This window comes from Kitasatospora sp. NPDC057940 (assembly GCF_042887425.1).
Lineage (GTDB): Bacteria > Actinomycetota > Actinomycetes > Streptomycetales > Streptomycetaceae > Kitasatospora.
The window spans coordinates 1-15186 of record NZ_JBHVPH010000004.1 but is presented as its reverse complement, the minus strand read 5'-3'; the positions used below and the strand labels follow the sequence as shown (position 1 = coordinate 15186).

Genomic DNA, 15186 nt, shown 5'->3' with positions numbered 1-15186 from the left:
GCCGGTGGTCGGCGCGGTCCGGAGGGCGGGTCGGTCGGTCGGGGTGCCGCTGGTGGGTCAGTGGTGGGGTTGGAAGTCCTCGAAGGTCGCGGCCCGGCCGGGCAGCACCGAACGGGCCGGCGCGCGCAGCCCGTCCAGGAACAGCTGCAGGTGCCGGTGGACGAAGTCGTCGAGCAGCTGGCAGGACGTCCCCGGCAGCGGCCGGGTCAGCTGGCTGATCGCGATGAACAGGTCACCGTGGTCGACGTCCGCCCGCAGTTCACCCGCCGCCCGGGCGCGCTCCATCAGACCGCTCACGGCGGCCGTCAGGCGCACGCGGGCCTCGGTGAGGTCCGGGTCGAACGGGTCGACGTGGCTGCTGAACATCGGGCAGAGCGCGCCGAGCTTCTCCGCGACGGTCGCGTGCGCGAACCGCTGCAGGGCGTCGAACGGGACGCCGTCAGGGGCGTCCGCCTCGGCCGTCGCCGTCTCGGCGAGGGCCAGGATACGGCTCTTGACGAGCAGCGCCACCTCGCGGACCAGCGCCGAGCGGTCCGGGAAGTTCCGGTACAGCGTGGCGTTGCCGACCCCGGCCCGCTTCGCGATCTCGTCCAGCGGCACGTCCGCGCCGTGCTCGACGAAAGCGTCGCGAGCCGCCAGGACGATCCGCTCCCGGTTGCGGGTCGCGTCAGCGCGCAGCTTGGGCGCACGGGCGGTCTCCACGGGTCGGACCGGCTCGGTGGCGGCGGTGGTCACGGCGACTGCTCCTTCAGGATACCGGGGAAGTTCTCCCCGCTTCTGCCTACGAAAGACCAAACGGGGATTCCCTCCCCGGAAATTTCGCCTTTCGCTGTGACCTGGGTCACATTTCCCCGCTCCGATGTGACTGGGAGGGCCGGGCGGTGGGCGCTATCGTCGGAATCCAGATGGCCCGTGACCACTTGCCGGTGTGTTCGTTGCACCACAGGGTGCCCAGGCGAAGGAGGAAAGCCGTGACCGCGATCTCCGACCGCCCGCAGATGCTGCCCGAGGAGTTCGAGGAGTTCGCTCGTCTTCTGGCTCGAACTGCCGAACGCATCCGGCCGGAGCTCATCAACGGGAAGCTGGGGGTCAAGCCCGTGCCAGACGGCGACCACGGCCGCATGATCCAGTGGCTGCTGCGGATCTGCATCCAGGCCCGGCCTGAGCTCTATCTGCACGATCAGGGGCTGAAGATCCAGGGCTACCGTGGCAGTTTTGCCCGCCCGGACGGCACGTTGGCGCATGCAGACGCCTTCGTCGGCACGGGGGAGTGGGCCGAGACCAGCGACGTGCTGATGGTCGCCGAGGTCACTTCCTACGACTCCGATACCAACCGGCGGGACCGTGTCGAGAAGCCGCGCGCCTATGCAGAGGCCGGCATCCCCGTCTACCTGTTGATCGACCGCGACTCCGCCGAGGTCACCGTCTACAGCCAGCCCGACGGTGTCCGTTACGAGACCGCGCAGATCCTCCCGTTCGGCAAGACCGTCCACCTCCCCGAGCCGGTGGGGATCTCGCTGGACACCGAGCCGCTCAAGAACTGGGTGCGCTGATCCCGGCCATGCCTCCCCGGGGGCGCTACGCCCATCGGCCTAGGCTGTGGGCGTCCCGGGCGGCCGGTGGGCCGTGGGAGTCGGGAGGGGCCCGGCGGCCGGGTGGCGAGGAGGTCCGCGATGGGCAGCGGTGAGACCGCCGAGGTGCGCTGCGTGGCGGCCGTTCCGTGCTGGGTGAGCCTGACGGCCCGGGACCTGGAGGGGGCGAAGGCGTTCTACGGGCCGCTGCTCGGCTGGGAGTTCGAGCCCGGGCCGGACCGCTTCGGCCCGTACGTGCACGCGGTGACCGGCGGGGAGGCGGTGGCCGGGCTGGGGGTCGCGGGCAGCGACTGGGCGATGCCGGTGGCGTGGACCAGCTACTTCGGTACGGAGAGCGCGGACGAGGCCGCCGACGCGGTGCGCGAGCGCGGCGCGACCCTGGCGGTGGGCCCGCTGGCCTTCGACGCCGGGCGGGTGGCCTTCGCGGCGGACCCGGCCGGGGCGGTGTTCGGCATCTGGGAGGGCCCGCTGGGCCGGGCCCGGCGGCTGGACCTGCCGGGCGCACCGGTCTGGATCGAGCTGCGCACGCCGGACCCGTTCGCGGCGGCCCTGTTCTACGGGCAGGTGTTCCGCTGGGACGGCCGTGACCCGGAGCGGTTCGACGTCCGCTGGGAGCACGACCGGGTGGTGCTGCGGGCGGAGGGCCACAGCGTCGCCGCGCTGGCGAGGGAGCAGGCGGGCGGTGCGGCGGGGCTGCCGCCGCACTGGGAGGTGTCCTTCGCCGTCCCGGACGCGGACCGGGCGCTGGCCCGGGCCGTGGAGCTGGGCGGTTCGGTGGTGGGAGCCGCCTTCGACTCCCCGTACGGGCGGGTGGCCCGGCTGCAGGACCGGGAGGGCGGCCGCTTCGCGGTGATCAGCCCGAAGAACTGACGGTCACGGCTCGGCGCTGCCCGCCTCGGCGGGCCCCGCCCCCTCAAGGCCCTCGGCGTCCGCGGCGGTTTCCGCGCGCTCGGTCCGCAGCCGGTCGCCGAGCGCGGCTCGGGTGGTGGCGGGCAGGGCCTTGCGTGCGGCCGGGAAGAGCTGCTTCTCCTCGACGGCGAGGTGGCGCCGCAGGGTGTCGGTGAGGCCGCGCAGCAGGGTGTCGAAGGCCGGGTCGGCCGGGCCGAGCCCCTGGAGGTCGGAGAGGTACTGCCCGATCGCCAGGTGCTCGTGGATGCTGCCGAACACCAGCGCCCCGCCGTCCGGCACGTCGTGCTGCACGAGCGGGAAGAGGTGTTCCTCCTCGGCCGCGCAGTGGGTGAACAGCAGGTCGGTCAGTCGGGCCAGCAGGTCGGCGCGCTCGGCGGCGCCGGCGGGTGTCTGCTCGATCCGGTCGAGCAGCTCGGTGACCGCCCGGTGGTCGGCGGTGAACTCGCCGAGGATGTCCGGCCTGCGGCTCATGGCGTGCCCGCCTCTCGCACGGATCGCGGCCCCCGCTCCTTCCAGTATCCGGCGTCGGACTCCTGGAGCGGTCGCCGCAGGTCAGGGCCGGTCGCGCCGCCCGGTGAGGGCGAGCAGGCGGGTCTGCGGGCCGGCGTCGTCGGGGACGGGCAGGGGCGGGTCGAACAGGCCGCTCCCGGAGAGGTTCCCGTAGCCGGCGAACTCGCCGAGGGCGAAGTCGACGAGTTCCGCCGGGAGCCGGGTGTGCCGTCCGACGGCTTCGGCGAGGTCCCAGCTGTGGATGACGAGGTCGGTGGTGAGCTGGTCCAGGTAGTACTGCCCGGAGACGTCCCCGAAGGAGAGGTGGACGGTGAGCTCGGTGGCGCCGGGGACGGCGAAGGCGTCCCGGGCGGCGTCGGCGGCTTCCGTCCAGGTGGTGACCGGGTCGTCGCCGAGGACGTCGCCGTCGAAGCGGCCGCCGACCTCGGAGATGGTGGCGCCCATCAGCAGTTCGGGGATCCACAGCTGTTCGCTGGTGAGGTGGTTGACGAGTTCGCGGACGGACCAGTCGGCGCACGGGGTGGGGGCGTCCCACTGGCGGGGGGTGATCAGCCGGACGCGTTCGCCGAAGGCGGCGAGGGCTTCGGGGTAGGGCGTGCCGGGTTTCGCGGCCGGCCGGTGCTGCCTGCGTTGAGCCATGTCTCCACCCTGCCCCGGGCGGGGTCCGGCCCGCGAGTTGTCCACGATCCGTCAGTTGTTCAAATTCGAACTCCAAGGTACGGTCGAGGAGTGGCCGGTTCAAATTTGAACAACAGTCGCGGGACGACCCGCCCGGCCGCGCCACCACACCCCTACGACCGATCCCGATCGATGGAGACGCGCATGCCGAGCAGCAGCCCGAGCACGACCGCCCCCACCACCACCGTCCTCCCGGGCCGGGCGACCCCCGACTCCGCGACGACCTCCCCGCACGCCTACGACGCCGGACTCCTGCTCCTGCGCCTGGCCCTCGGCCTGACCATGGCCGCGCACGGCAGCCAGAAGCTGTTCGGCTGGTTCGGCGGCGGCGGGATCGACGGCACCGGTCAGTTCTTCACCATGAGCGGCTACCCGGCGGGCAACGCCATGGCCGTGGTCGCGGGCCTCACCGAGACGCTCGGCGGGCTGGCCCTCGCCGTCGGCCTGCTGACCCCGCTGGCGGGTGCCGCGATCGTCGGCACGATGGTCAACGCGATCGCCGTCACCTGGGGCGGCGGATTCTTCGCCCCGAAGGGCAGCGAGTACGAGCTGCTGCTCACGGCGGGTGCCGCCGCGCTCGCCCTGACCGGCCCGGGCCGCTACGCCGTGGACCGCTTCCTGCCGGTGCTGCGCGCCCACCGACTGGCGTACGGCGCGGCGGCGGTCCTGGTCGGCCTGGTGACGGCCGGCGTGATCCTGCTGCTGCGGAAGTAGTCGAGCGCGGGGCGTCAACCCCCGAGCGCAGGGGCCGTGCCGGCGAATCGCCGGCACGGCCCCTGCGTCATTCCCCCGCCAATCGCTCACATGAGCGGGTCTATCCAACGTCATGTGATGTGTGCCATGGTACATGTCACACTCCCCACCGTGTGCACGACGGAGCCGCCCACGAGGCGCCGTCGCCAACGGTCCTCACCACCCCACCGGCCGCACCCCCAATGCGGCCGACGACGGCCCGGAGGCCCCCACGTGAGTTCCGCGCGTCTGCTGCGACTCCCGCAGCTGGCAAGGCTGTTAGTACTAGCCCTGACCATGTTCCTGACGATCGGCCTGTTCGCCCCACAGAGCAAGGCCGCCCCCGCCACCGCCCCCGGCGGCGGCGCGTCCGCCCCCACCACCCCCGCCGGACCGGCGCCGCAGCCCGCCGTCGGCGCCCCCGAGCGCGGCCACGCCGACCGGCAGTTCGCCTCTGCCGACCAGCGGGCCCCGCTCCCGCTCGACACCCGGCCGGCCGAGGCCCGGCCGACCGCCAAGGCCTTCGCCCTCGGCGCGGCCGCACAGCCCTGCAACGTCGGTGACTTCACCGGCCGGACGGGCGGCGACCTGGTCCAGCACATCAAGGCCGCCGACATCCAGTGCATCAACGGGCTCTTCCAGCTCACCGGCGCGGACGCGAGGGGCGCGTTCCGCGAGGAGCAGATGACCACCGTGGCGTACGCGCTGCGCGACGCGTCCGGCAGCTACCCGGGTGACAACTCGACCTCCGTCGAGCAGCTGGTGCTGTACCTGCGCGCCGGGTACTTCGCGCAGTGGTACCACAAGGACGACGTCGGCACCTACGGCACCGCCCTCCAGACGGCGATCCGCTCCGGGCTGGACGCCTTCTTCGGCGGCGCGCACGTGCGGGACGTCGCCGCGGGCAACGCGCCCATCCTGGGCGAGGCCGTCACCCTGATCGACAGCGCGCAGGAGAACATCCGCTACCTCCCGGTGGTCAAGCAGCTGCTGAACGACTACAGCAGCGCCACCTGGAACCCGGCCGGCATGGCCTGGGCGGTCAACCCGGTCTTCACGGTGCTGTTCCGCGGCCACCAGGTGACCGGCTTCGACGCGGCGGTCGAGGCCGACCCGAGCGTGCTGGACGCGCTGTCCGGCTTCGCGACCCGCAACAACGACCAGCTCGGCGGCGACTTCGGCGTGCTGGTCTACAACGCGGCCAAGGAGCTGACCCGCTTCCTGAAGGACACGGCGCTCCAGCCCAAGGTCCGCCCGCTCGCCAAGTCGCTGGTCGCGCAGTCCGCGCCGAACGGCCGCACCGTCTACCAGTGGGCCGCGGTCGCGGACGGGGTCGGCTACTACGACGCCGCCAACTGCGCCTACTACGGCACCTGCAACGCCTCCGACCAGCTCAAGGCGGGCGTGCTGACGGTCAACTACACCTGCAGCCCGAGCATCAAGCTGATCGCCCAGGCGCTGGACAACACCCAGCTGGGCACCGCCTGCACCAGCCTCACCGGCCAGGACGCGTACTTCCACTCGGTGGTGCGCGACAACGGCCCGGTCAAGGACGACGGCAACACCACGATCGAGGTCGTGGTCTTCCACTCCTCCTTGGACTACCAGGTGCTGGCCGCGGCCATCTACGGCATCGACACCAACAACGGCGGCATGTACCTGGAGGGCGACCCGGCCAAGGCCGGCAACCAGCCGCGCTTCCTCTGCTACGAGGCCGAGTGGGCCCGCCCGTCGTTCGAGATCTGGAACCTCAACCACGAGTACACCCACTACCTCGACGGCCGGTTCGACATGTACGGCGACTTCAACGCCGGCATGACCACCCCGACCGTCTGGTGGGTCGAGGGCTTCGCCGAGTACATCTCGTACTCGTACCGCAAGGTGACCAACGACGCCGCCATCGCGGCGGCCGCCCGGCACACCTACAAGCTGAGCGACCTCTTCGACACCGCCTACGGTGACCAGGACCGGGTCTACCGCTGGGGCTACCTCGCCGTCCGCTACATGCTGGAGCAGCACCGCGGCGACCTGGACTCCGTCCTCGCCAAGTACCGCGTCGGCGACTGGGCCGGCGCCCGCACCCTGCTCAAGACCACCATCGGCACCCGCTACGACGCCGGCTTCGACAGTTGGCTGACGGCGTGCGCCAACGGCGCCTGCGCCTCCGGCGGTGGCACGCCCACCCAGCCGCAGCTGCCGGAGTGCGCCGGCACCGACATCCGCAAGCTGGACGCCAACTGCGCCCGCAGCAACATCGCGGCGACCACCGGCAACTACGCGCACTTCTACCTCCTGGTGCCGGCGGGCACCAAGCAGGTGAAGGTCACCACCAGTGGCGGCACCGGCAACGGCGACCTCTACTACAACCCGGCCGGCTGGGCGTACACCGACTCCAGCACGGCGCACTCGGCGGGTCCGGACAACTCCGAGACCCTGACGATCACCAACCCGCCGGCCGGCTACGTCTACTTCAGCCTCTACGCCCAGCAGGGCTTCAGCGGGGTGAGCGTCACGAGCGAACTCTGACCGGACGCTCGTCGAGCGACCGAATACGGACAGGTGACCGCCCCGGCGGAGCGCTTCGGCGCCCCGCCGGGGCGGGTCCGTTCCCGCCGGCGGCCGGGCCGGACAGGGCCTATTCGCCGATCCGGACCAGCGCCAGGGTGATGTTGTCCGGACCGCCGGCCGCGATCGCCGCCTTCCAGAGCTCGAACGCGGCCCTCCCGTCGGCGCGGTCGGATCCGTCGTCCGGCCGGGCGAGCAGTGCGGCCAGCTCCTCCTCCGGCACCGGGTCGGTCAGGCCGTCGCTGCACACCAGGTAGCGGTCGCCGGCGGCCAGCGGTGCGGCGCGCACGTGCGGCTCGACGAAGGTCAGTCCGAGCGAGCCGCCCAGGGTCTGGGTGACCACCGAGGTGGTGCGCCGGCCGGGCGGCAGCGGCGGGCTGTCGTCCACGCTCACCCGGCGCAGCCCGTCCGGGGTGACCTGGTAGACCCGGCTGTCGCCCACGTTGAAGGCCACCGCCCGGCCGGGCAGCAGGACCAGGCCGGCCACCGTGGTGCCCATCGCGGCCAGCTCGGGTTCGCCGGCGGCGGCCGCGTACACCGCCCGGTTGCACTCCTGGAGTTCCTCCCGGACGGCCTCCTCGCCGTCCAGTGCGGCGCCGTGGGCGGCCAGTCGGCGGGCCACCAGGGCGCTGGCGACCTCGCCGCCGGGGTGGCCGCCCAGGCCGTCCGCCACGGCGACCACGCAGGGCGGGCCGAGCGGGAACAGCAGGGTCTGCGGGTTGCCCGTCACGGTGGCGCAGAGTGTCCAGGGCCCGGCCGTGAGGCTGTCCTCGTTGTGCTGCCGCACCAGGCCCTCGTGGCTCAGCGCGCTCACCGCGATGTACGCCGTCATCGGCTCGCCGCCCTTCCGGAGCTCCCCCCTCAATTGTGGGCGGGAATAACGATCCGCACCCGGGTGCTAAGGTGGTTGAAAGTTTAACGATCCGCCCCGAGAACCCCGTGCGCCCGAGCGCCCGGGCGAGGGGCCGACCTGGAGTGTGGTGAGCAGCATGCAGTTCGGAATCTTCACCGTCGGCGACGTCACCCCCGACCCGACCACCGGCCGCACCCCGAGCGAGCACGAGCGGATCAAGGCCATGGTGGCCATCGCGCGCAAGGCGGAGGAGGTCGGCCTCGACGTCTTCGCGACCGGCGAGCACCACAACCCGCCGTTCGTCCCGTCCTCGCCGACGACCATGCTCGGCTACGTCGCCGCGCAGACCGACCGCATCATCCTCTCCACCTCGACCACGCTGATCACCACCAACGACCCGGTGAAGATCGCCGAGGACTTCGCGATGCTCCAGCACCTCGCCGACGGCCGGGTGGACCTCATGATGGGCCGCGGCAACACCGGCCCGGTCTACCCGTGGTTCGGCAAGGACATCCGCCAGGGCATCCCGCTCGCGGTCGAGAACTACGCGCTGCTGCACCAGCTGTGGCGCGAGGAGGTGGTGGACTGGCAGGGCCGCTTCCGCACCCCGCTGCAGTCCTTCACCTCCACCCCGCGCCCGCTGGACGGCGTCGCGCCGTTCGTCTGGCACGGCTCGATCCGCAGCCCGGAGATCGCCGAGCAGGCCGCCTACTACGGGGACGGCTTCTTCGCGAACAACATCTTCTGGCCCAAGGAGCACTTCCAGAAGCTGGTCGCCCTCTACCGCGAGCGCTACGCCCACTACGGCCACGGCACGCCCGAGCAGGCGTACGTCGGCCTCGGCGGGCAGGTGTTCATACGGCGCAACTCGCAGGACGCGGTGCGGGAGTTCCGCCCGTACTTCGACAACGCGCCGGTGTACGGGCACGGGCCCTCGCTGGAGGAGTTCACCGAGCAGACCCCGCTGACCGTGGGCAGCCCGCAGGAGGTCATCGAGAAGACGCTGGCCTTCCGCGAGTCCTTCGGCGACTACCAGCGCCAGCTGTTCCTGATGGACCACGCCGGCCTGCCGCTGAAGACCGTGCTGGAGCAGCTGGACCTGCTCGGCGAGGAGGTCGTGCCGGTGCTGCGCGAGGAGTTCGCCAGGAACCGCCCGGCCGCGGTGCCGGACGGGCCGACGCACGCCGCGCGGGTCGCGGCCCGCGACGAGGAGTCCGCCGACGGGAAGTCCGTCGACGGGGAGACCATGGAGGTGGCCAAGTGACCGCGTACCGGCTGGTGGTGGTGAGCGCCGGGCTGAGCAAGCCGTCCTCGACCCGGCTGCTGGCCGACCGCCTCTCCGAATCGACGATCCGCCAACTGTCCGACACCGGGCGGCAGGTGGACGTCACGGTGGTCGAACTGCGCGACCTGGCCACGGAGATGGCCCACCACTTCGTCACCGGCTTCCCCGGCGCGGCGCTGCGCGGGGCGATCGACGCGGTGACCGGGGCGGACGCGGTGATCGCGGTGACGCCGATCTTCACCGCCTCCTACAGCGGCCTGTTCAAGTCCTTCTTCGACCTGGTCGACCACGACGCGCTCACCGGCAAGCCGGTGCTGATCGCCGCCACCGGCGGCACGCCCCGGCACTCGCTCGCCCTGGAGCACGCCGTCCGGCCGCTGTTCAGCTACCTGCGCGCGGTGGTGGTGCCGACCGCCGTCTACGCGGCCACCGACGACTGGGGCACGGCGGGGGACGGGCTCACCGACGGCCTCCCGGGCCGGATCGACCGCGCGGCGGGCGAACTGGCGGCGCTGCTGGCCGGCCGCGGCCCGGCGGCGCCGGCGCTGCCCGAACAGGTGGTGCCGTTCGCCGAGCAGCTGGCGGCCCTGCGGGTCTGACAGCCGGGGTGGAAGGGGCGGGCGCGTGACGGCGCGTCCGCCCCTTCCGCGTGCCCACCGGCGGCGGGCGCCCCCGGACGGCCTCATCGGACGGCGCGTCCGGGAGGGCCGTTCGGGGGAGTGCCGCCCGCGCCGAATGGCCCGCTATGGGGTGTAATCGTACGCATGATCAGATGTTCGCCGGTCCGTCACGCCGCTGGTCCGTCACACCGTCGGCCCGCCCGGCCGGCGGCAGCCGCGGCACGCTGACCACCGGCCACGAGCGGGACGCCCCCCGGCCTCCTGCACCACCGTGTGGACCACCGTGGAGGAACCCTCGCCATGCAGGCCGAACCGCAAGCCGTGCTCTCCCCGCTGACCAGCGCGGCGGTCTTCCTGGTCCTCACCGTCGAGCCCGGCGGCGAGGACGCCGTCCGCGACCTGCTGCCCGACCTCGCCGGGCTGCGCCGCGCGGTCGGCTTCCGGGCCCCCGAGGGGGGCCTCACCTGCGTCACCGGCATCGGCTCGGACGCCTGGGACCGGCTCTTCGACGGCCCCAGGCCGGCCGGCCTGCACCCCTTCCGGGAGGTGGCCGGCACCCGCCACCGGGCCCCGGCCACCCCCGGTGACCTGCTGCTGCACCTGCGGGCCGCCCGGATGGACCTGTGCTTCGAGCTGGCCGGCCAGCTCACCGGCCGGCTGGCCGGGGCGGCCACCGTGGTGGACTCCGTCCAGGGCTTCAAGTACTTCGACGACCGGGACCTGCTCGGCTTCGTCGACGGCACCGAGAACCCCGAGGGCCGGGCCGCCGAGACCGCCGCCGTGGTCGGCGCCGAGGACCCGGACTTCACCGGCGGCAGCTACGTCATCGTTCAGAAGTACCTGCACGACCTGGACGCGTGGAACGCGCTGAGCGTCGAGGACCAGGAGCGGGCGGTCGGCCGCACCAAGCTCACCGACATCGAGCTCGACGACGCCGTCAAACCGGCCGACTCGCACGTCGCGCTCAGCACCGTGACCGGGCCGGACGGCGAGGAACGGCAGATCGTCCGCTACAACATGGCCTTCGGCTCGTTCGACCGCGGCGGCGAGTTCGGCACCTACTTCATCGGCTACGCGCGCGATCCCGAGGTGACCGAGGAGATGCTGCGCAACATGTTCGTGGGCCGCCCGCCCGGCACCACCGACCGGCTGCTCGACTTCTCCACCGCCGCCACCGGCTCGCTGTTCTTCGTCCCGACCGCCGACTTCCTCGACGCCCCGCCGCCCGCGCCATCGGCGCCCCCGGTGCGGTCGGCGCCGCCCGAGCCGCCCGTGCCGCCCGAGCCGGGCGCTCCCCCCGGGACCGGCTCGCTCGGCATCGGCAGCCTGCGCGGCACGCCCTGAACCGGACCTCCCGACAAGGACCCGCACCATGAACAACCTGCACCGCGACCTCGCCCCCGTCTCCGCCGCAGCCTGGGCGGAGATCGAGGAGGAGGCCCGCCAGACCTTCAAGCTCCACATCGCCGGCCGCCGCGTGGTCGACCTGAACGGCCCCGACGGCTCCACCCTCGCCGCCGTCGGCACCGGCCACCTGACCGGCATCGAACCGCCCGCCGAAGGCGTCCAGGCCCACGCCCGCGCCGCCCAGCCGGTGGTCGAGCTGCGCGTCCCCTTCACCGTCCGCCGCGAGGCCGTCGACGACGTCGAGCGCGGCTCCCGCGACTCCGACTGGCAGCCGGTGAAGGACGCCGCCCGCACCATCGCCCTCGCCGAGGACCGCGCCGTCTTCGAGGGCTACCGCGCCGCCGCCATCGAGGGCATCCGGGCCGGCTCCACCAACCCGCCGGTCCAACTCCCCGAGGACGTCCGCGAGTACCCCGAGGCCGTCAGCCGCGCCCTCACCGCGCTGCGCCTGGCCGGCGTCGGCGGCCCCTACTCGCTCCTGCTCGGCGCGGACACCTTCACCGCCGTCAACGAGACCAGCGACCACGGCTACCCCGTCCACAACCACCTCGCCCGCCTCCTCGACGGGGACATCATCTGGGCCCCCGCCATCGAGGGCGCCCTCCTCCTCTCCACCCGGGGCGGCGACTTCGAGCTCTTCCTCGGCCAGGACGTCTCCGTCGGCTACCTCTCCCACGACGCCGACACCGTGCGGCTCTACCTCCAGGAGTCCCTGACCTTCCGCGTCTACACGGGGGAGGCCGCCGTGGTGCTGGCCGCCTGAGGGCGCCCTGAGGCCCAGCGCACACCGGGAAGGGTACTGAGTTCCTTTACCAGGGGTACTGAGTGCCGTATCCTCTTCGTGGAGCCTCCGACACCAGTCGAAGAGCGCCGACACGGTATGCCGGTCCAGGTGGCGCTCACGGCGCGCAGGGCGCGGCCGGGCCGGGATTGGCACTCAGTACCCTCGGCATGACGTGAGGCCATCGACCAGCGCGACCGTGACAGGAGAACCACTCATGAGCTTGAGGATCGTCGTCTGTGTGAAGTACGTGCCGGACGCGACGGGTGACCGTCGGTTCGCGGACGACCACACCACCGACCGGGAGGGTGTGGACGGCCTCCTGTCGGAGCTCGACGAGTACGGCGTGGAGCAGGCGCTGCGGATCGCGGCGGCGAACGAGGGCGCCGAGGTGACGGTGCTGACGGTCGGGCCGGACGACGCGAAGGACGCGCTGCGCAAGGCGCTGTCGATGGGTGCGGACAAGGCCGTGCACGTGAACGACGAGGACATCCACGGTTCGGATGTGATCGGGACGTCGGCGGTGCTGGCGAAGGCGCTGGAGAAGACCGGGTTCGACCTGGTGATCGGTGGGATGGCGTCGACGGACGGTTCGATGGGCGTGCTGCCGGCGCTGCTGGCGGAGCGCCTGGGCGTGGCGCAGGTGACGCTGCTGTCCGAGGTGTCGGTCGAGGGCGGTGTGGTGCGGGGCCGTCGTGACGGTGACGCGGCGACCGAGCTGGTGGAGGCGGCGCTGCCGGCGGTGGTGTCGGTGACGGACCAGTCGGGTGAGGCCCGGTACCCGTCGTTCAAGGGGATCATGGCGGCGAAGAAGAAGCCGGTCCAGTCGTTGGACCTGGACGATCTGGGCATCGAGGCCGACGAGGTCGGTCTGGCGGGTGCGTGGACGGCGGTGGAGTCGGTGGCGGCGCGTCCGGTGCGGACCGCGGGCACGGTCGTCAAGGACGAGGGCGAGGGCGGGAAGCAGCTCGCCGGCTTCCTCGCCGACCAGAAGTTCATCTGAGCCGGCCCGGCCGAGCCACCCACCCCCTGCCACAGCGAAACACGGAGACATTGAGCAATGGCTGAGATTCTCGTCCTGGTGGACCACGCCGACGGTGTGGTCCGCAAGCCGGCCCTCGAACTGCTGACCCTGGCCCGCCGGATCGGCGAGCCGTCCGCGGTCGTGCTGGGCGCCGGTGCCGCCGCCGCCGACCTCGCGGCCAAGGCCGCCGAGTACGGCGCGGCCAAGGTGTACGTCGCCGAGGGCGCCGAGTTCACCGACCAGCTGGTCGTCCCGAAGGTGGACGCCCTCACCCAGATCGCCAAGGCCAACGACGCCGCGGCCGTCCTGGTCACCTCCTCCGGCGAGGGCAAGGAGGTCGCCGCCCGCGTCGCACTGCGGCTGGGCTCCGGCATCATCACCGACGCCATCGACCTGCGCGCGGGCGACAGCGGCCCGGTCGCCACCCAGTCGGTGTTCGCCGCCTCGTACACCGTCGACTCGCGCGTCAGCAACGGCGTGCCGGTCATCACCGTCAAGCCGAACGCGGTGGCCCCCGAGGCCGTGGCGGGCGCGGGCTCGGTGGAGAACGTGGCGGTGGAGTTCACCGGGAACGCGGCCAAGGTCACCTCGCGCACCCCGCGGGTCTCGACCGGCCGTCCGGAGCTGACCGAGGCCGCGATCGTGGTCTCGGGCGGCCGTGGCGTCGGCGAGGCGGCCGGCTTCGGCGTCGTCGAGGAGCTCGCGGACGTGCTGGGCGCGGCCGTCGGTGCCTCGCGTGCCGCCGTCGACGCGGGCTGGTACCCGCACAGCAACCAGGTCGGCCAGACCGGCAAGCAGGTCTCGCCGCAGCTGTACGTGGCCAACGGCATCTCCGGCGCCATCCAGCACCGGGCGGGCATGCAGACCTCGAAGACCATCGTCGCGGTCAACAAGGACCCGGAGGCCCCGATCTTCGAGCTGGCGGACTACGGCGTGGTCGGCGACCTGTTCGCCGTGCTGCCGCAGCTGACCGCCGAGGTGAAGGCCCGCAAGGGCTGATCCCCGCACACGACAGTGGGAGGGCGTGGCACCGGGTACCCGGTGCCACGCCCTCCGCCGTGTGGTGGACGCTACTAGGCGAAGGCCGCGAGGTGCTGGGTGAACCCGCCCTGGACGGGCGGCAGCGGGCGCGGCTCGACGTCCGCCGGCGGCTGCGGCCCCTCCATCGGTAGCAGCCGCAGCTCGGGCTGCTCGGAGCCGGGGGCGGACAGCAGCCGCACCCGCGTCCCGACCGGGACGGTGCTGCGCAGCCCGTCGACGATGCACCAGACGTCGAAGCCCTCGGCCATCCGGATCAGGGACTTCTGACGGACCAGTGGCGTCCGGGCCTGCTCGACCTCGCAGCGCCGGACCACGCCGGTGCCCTCGCTGGGCTCCAGCCGCAGCTCGGTGGAGCCGCAGGTGGGGCAGAGCAGCCGCTGGAAGGTCGGGTTGCAGCACCACGAGCAGCGCTGGAAGTACAGCGTGGTGCTCCGGGTGTCGGCATCGATGGCTGAGTGGACCACGCTGTCATCTCCCTGCGCTCGGACCGGCTTGTTCGGCAGAAGTTCGGCAGAAAAAAGGATAGGGAACTCAGTGCCGCCATGTGAAGGCACTGAGTTCCCTTTTTGCCGCGTGGGTGCATAATGAAGGGTACTGAGTACCGTCGTGAAACAGGAGTGGCGATCATGAGCCAGGAGTTCGATCTCTTCCGTATCTCCGAGGAGCACGAGATGCTCCGTGAGGCGGTGCGTTCGCTGGCCGAGGCGAAGATCGCTCCGTTCGCGGCGGAGGTGGACGAGCAGGGGCGGTTCCCGCAGGAGGCGTTGGACGCGTTGCAGGGGAGTGAGCTGCATGCGGTGCACGTGCCGGAGGAGTTCGGTGGTGCGGGGGCGGACGCGCTGGCGACGGTGATCGTGATCGAGGAGGTGGCACGGGTGTGTGCGTCGTCCTCGTTGATTCCGGCGGTGAACAAGCTGGGGTCGTTGCCGGTGCAGTTGTCGGGTTCGCCGGAGTTGAAGGCGAGGTACCTGGGGGCGCTGGCGCGGGGTGAGGGGATGTTCTCGTACTGCCTGTCGGAGCCGGAGGCGGGTTCGGACGCGGCGGGGATGCGGACCCGGGCGGTGCGGGACGGGGACTTCTGGGTGCTGAACGGTGTGAAGCGCTGGATCACGAACGCGGGTGTCTCCGAGTTCTACACGGTGATGGCGGTGACGGATCCGGAGCTGCGGTCGAGGGGGATCTCGGCGTT

At 72.3% G+C, this 15186-nt stretch carries 16 protein-coding genes; 11 read left to right on the top strand and 5 right to left on the bottom strand.

Features of this window, described 5'->3' with window-relative positions; genetic code table 11:
* Positions 1 to 57: 57 nt before the first annotated feature.
* Positions 58 to 735, bottom strand: a complete 678-nt coding sequence (locus tag ACFVTF_RS08310; RefSeq protein WP_387810832.1) for a TetR/AcrR family transcriptional regulator — start codon at positions 733 to 735, stop codon at positions 58 to 60.
* Positions 736 to 971: 236 nt separating this feature from the next.
* Between ACFVTF_RS08310 and ACFVTF_RS08305 the strand changes: the two genes are divergently transcribed.
* Both ACFVTF_RS08305 and ACFVTF_RS08300 read left to right on the top strand, forming a co-directional pair.
* The gene (locus ACFVTF_RS08305; RefSeq protein ID WP_387810829.1) at positions 972 to 1553 is read left to right on the top strand and encodes a Uma2 family endonuclease; all 582 of its coding nucleotides are present in this window, start codon (positions 972 to 974) and stop codon (positions 1551 to 1553) included.
* 120 nt (positions 1554 to 1673) lie between these two features.
* On the top strand, positions 1674 to 2462 hold the full coding sequence (locus tag ACFVTF_RS08300) for a VOC family protein (protein WP_387810826.1): 789 nt from the start codon (positions 1674 to 1676) through the stop codon (positions 2460 to 2462).
* 3 nt (positions 2463 to 2465) lie between these two features.
* Here the strand turns inward: ACFVTF_RS08300 and ACFVTF_RS08295 are convergent, their stop codons facing one another.
* Together ACFVTF_RS08295 and ACFVTF_RS08290 are read right to left on the bottom strand one after the other, a co-directional pair.
* Positions 2466 to 2972: a hemerythrin domain-containing protein gene (locus ACFVTF_RS08295; RefSeq protein WP_387810823.1), complete on the bottom strand. Its 507-nt coding sequence runs from the start codon at positions 2970 to 2972 to the stop codon at positions 2466 to 2468.
* Positions 2973 to 3053: 81 nt separating this feature from the next.
* Positions 3054 to 3650: a TIGR03086 family metal-binding protein gene (locus tag ACFVTF_RS08290; RefSeq protein ID WP_387810820.1), complete on the bottom strand. Its 597-nt coding sequence runs from the start codon at positions 3648 to 3650 to the stop codon at positions 3054 to 3056.
* 183 nt (positions 3651 to 3833) lie between these two features.
* Here ACFVTF_RS08290 and ACFVTF_RS08285 point away from each other — a divergent pair, with 183 nt between their 5' ends.
* Positions 3834 to 4403, top strand: coding sequence for a DoxX family protein (locus tag ACFVTF_RS08285; RefSeq protein WP_063346958.1), 570 nt, complete (start codon positions 3834 to 3836; stop codon positions 4401 to 4403).
* A 315-nt stretch (positions 4404 to 4718) separates the two neighbouring features.
* Positions 4719 to 6947 carry a M9 family metallopeptidase gene (locus ACFVTF_RS08280; RefSeq protein WP_387810818.1) on the top strand — a complete coding sequence of 743 codons (2229 nt, stop codon included), beginning with the start codon at positions 4719 to 4721 and terminating at the stop codon, positions 6945 to 6947.
* A 109-nt stretch (positions 6948 to 7056) separates the two neighbouring features.
* Here the strand turns inward: ACFVTF_RS08280 and ACFVTF_RS08275 are convergent, their stop codons facing one another.
* Complete coding sequence (locus tag ACFVTF_RS08275; protein ID WP_387810815.1) at positions 7057 to 7818, bottom strand: PP2C family protein-serine/threonine phosphatase; 762 nt, start codon at positions 7816 to 7818, stop codon at positions 7057 to 7059.
* A gap of 157 nt (positions 7819 to 7975) precedes the next feature.
* Between ACFVTF_RS08275 and ACFVTF_RS08270 the strand changes: the two genes are divergently transcribed.
* The 6 genes from ACFVTF_RS08270 to ACFVTF_RS08245 all read left to right on the top strand — a co-directional run bounded on the left by ACFVTF_RS08270 (position 7976) and on the right by ACFVTF_RS08245 (position 13955).
* Positions 7976 to 9103 (top strand): LLM class flavin-dependent oxidoreductase, encoded by a 1128-nt coding sequence (locus tag ACFVTF_RS08270; protein WP_387810813.1) that lies wholly within the window; start codon positions 7976 to 7978, stop codon positions 9101 to 9103.
* Positions 9100 to 9723 (top strand): FMN reductase, encoded by a 624-nt coding sequence (locus ACFVTF_RS08265; RefSeq protein ID WP_387810810.1) that lies wholly within the window; start codon positions 9100 to 9102, stop codon positions 9721 to 9723. Before ACFVTF_RS08270 ends, ACFVTF_RS08265 begins: the two co-directional genes overlap by 4 nt.
* A gap of 321 nt (positions 9724 to 10044) precedes the next feature.
* Positions 10045 to 11088, top strand: a complete 1044-nt coding sequence (locus ACFVTF_RS08260) for a Dyp-type peroxidase (protein WP_387810807.1) — start codon at positions 10045 to 10047, stop codon at positions 11086 to 11088.
* 28 nt (positions 11089 to 11116) lie between these two features.
* Positions 11117 to 11914 carry a family 1 encapsulin nanocompartment shell protein gene (locus tag ACFVTF_RS08255; RefSeq protein ID WP_387810804.1) on the top strand — a complete coding sequence of 266 codons (798 nt, stop codon included), beginning with the start codon at positions 11117 to 11119 and terminating at the stop codon, positions 11912 to 11914.
* A 235-nt stretch (positions 11915 to 12149) separates the two neighbouring features.
* Positions 12150 to 12935, top strand: coding sequence for an electron transfer flavoprotein subunit beta/FixA family protein (locus tag ACFVTF_RS08250; protein WP_387810802.1), 786 nt, complete (start codon positions 12150 to 12152; stop codon positions 12933 to 12935).
* A 57-nt stretch (positions 12936 to 12992) separates the two neighbouring features.
* A complete protein-coding gene (locus tag ACFVTF_RS08245; protein WP_387810799.1) occupies positions 12993 to 13955 on the top strand; it encodes an electron transfer flavoprotein subunit alpha/FixB family protein in 963 nt (320 codons plus the stop codon).
* A gap of 74 nt (positions 13956 to 14029) precedes the next feature.
* On the opposite strand, the gene ACFVTF_RS08240 is transcribed toward ACFVTF_RS08245, so the two are convergent.
* A complete protein-coding gene (locus ACFVTF_RS08240) occupies positions 14030 to 14461 on the bottom strand; it encodes a hypothetical protein (protein WP_387810797.1) in 432 nt (143 codons plus the stop codon).
* A gap of 162 nt (positions 14462 to 14623) precedes the next feature.
* Between ACFVTF_RS08240 and ACFVTF_RS08235 the strand changes: the two genes are divergently transcribed.
* Positions 14624 to 15186: acyl-CoA dehydrogenase family protein (locus ACFVTF_RS08235; protein ID WP_387810794.1), on the top strand; the 563-nt coding region annotated here is incomplete at its 3' end.

Bases quoted from the DNA above. Each gene is read 5' to 3' on its own strand.
- ACFVTF_RS08270 (WP_387810813.1), top strand. From the start codon at position 7,976: ATGCAGTTCGGAATCTTCACCGTCGGCGACGTCACCCCCGACCCGACC.
- ACFVTF_RS08300 (WP_387810826.1), top strand. From the start codon at position 1,674: ATGGGCAGCGGTGAGACCGCCGAGGTGCGCTGCGTGGCGGCCGTTCCG.
- ACFVTF_RS08275 (WP_387810815.1), bottom strand. From the start codon at position 7,818: ATGACGGCGTACATCGCGGTGAGCGCGCTGAGCCACGAGGGCCTGGTG.
- ACFVTF_RS08260 (WP_387810807.1), top strand. From the start codon at position 10,045: ATGCAGGCCGAACCGCAAGCCGTGCTCTCCCCGCTGACCAGCGCGGCG.
- ACFVTF_RS08245 (WP_387810799.1), top strand. From the start codon at position 12,993: ATGGCTGAGATTCTCGTCCTGGTGGACCACGCCGACGGTGTGGTCCGC.
- ACFVTF_RS08285 (WP_063346958.1), top strand. From the start codon at position 3,834: ATGCCGAGCAGCAGCCCGAGCACGACCGCCCCCACCACCACCGTCCTC.
- ACFVTF_RS08295 (WP_387810823.1), bottom strand. From the start codon at position 2,972: ATGAGCCGCAGGCCGGACATCCTCGGCGAGTTCACCGCCGACCACCGG.
- ACFVTF_RS08280 (WP_387810818.1), top strand. From the start codon at position 4,719: ATGTTCCTGACGATCGGCCTGTTCGCCCCACAGAGCAAGGCCGCCCCC.
- ACFVTF_RS08255 (WP_387810804.1), top strand. From the start codon at position 11,117: ATGAACAACCTGCACCGCGACCTCGCCCCCGTCTCCGCCGCAGCCTGG.
- ACFVTF_RS08250 (WP_387810802.1), top strand. From the start codon at position 12,150: ATGAGCTTGAGGATCGTCGTCTGTGTGAAGTACGTGCCGGACGCGACG.
- ACFVTF_RS08290 (WP_387810820.1), bottom strand. From the start codon at position 3,650: ATGGCTCAACGCAGGCAGCACCGGCCGGCCGCGAAACCCGGCACGCCC.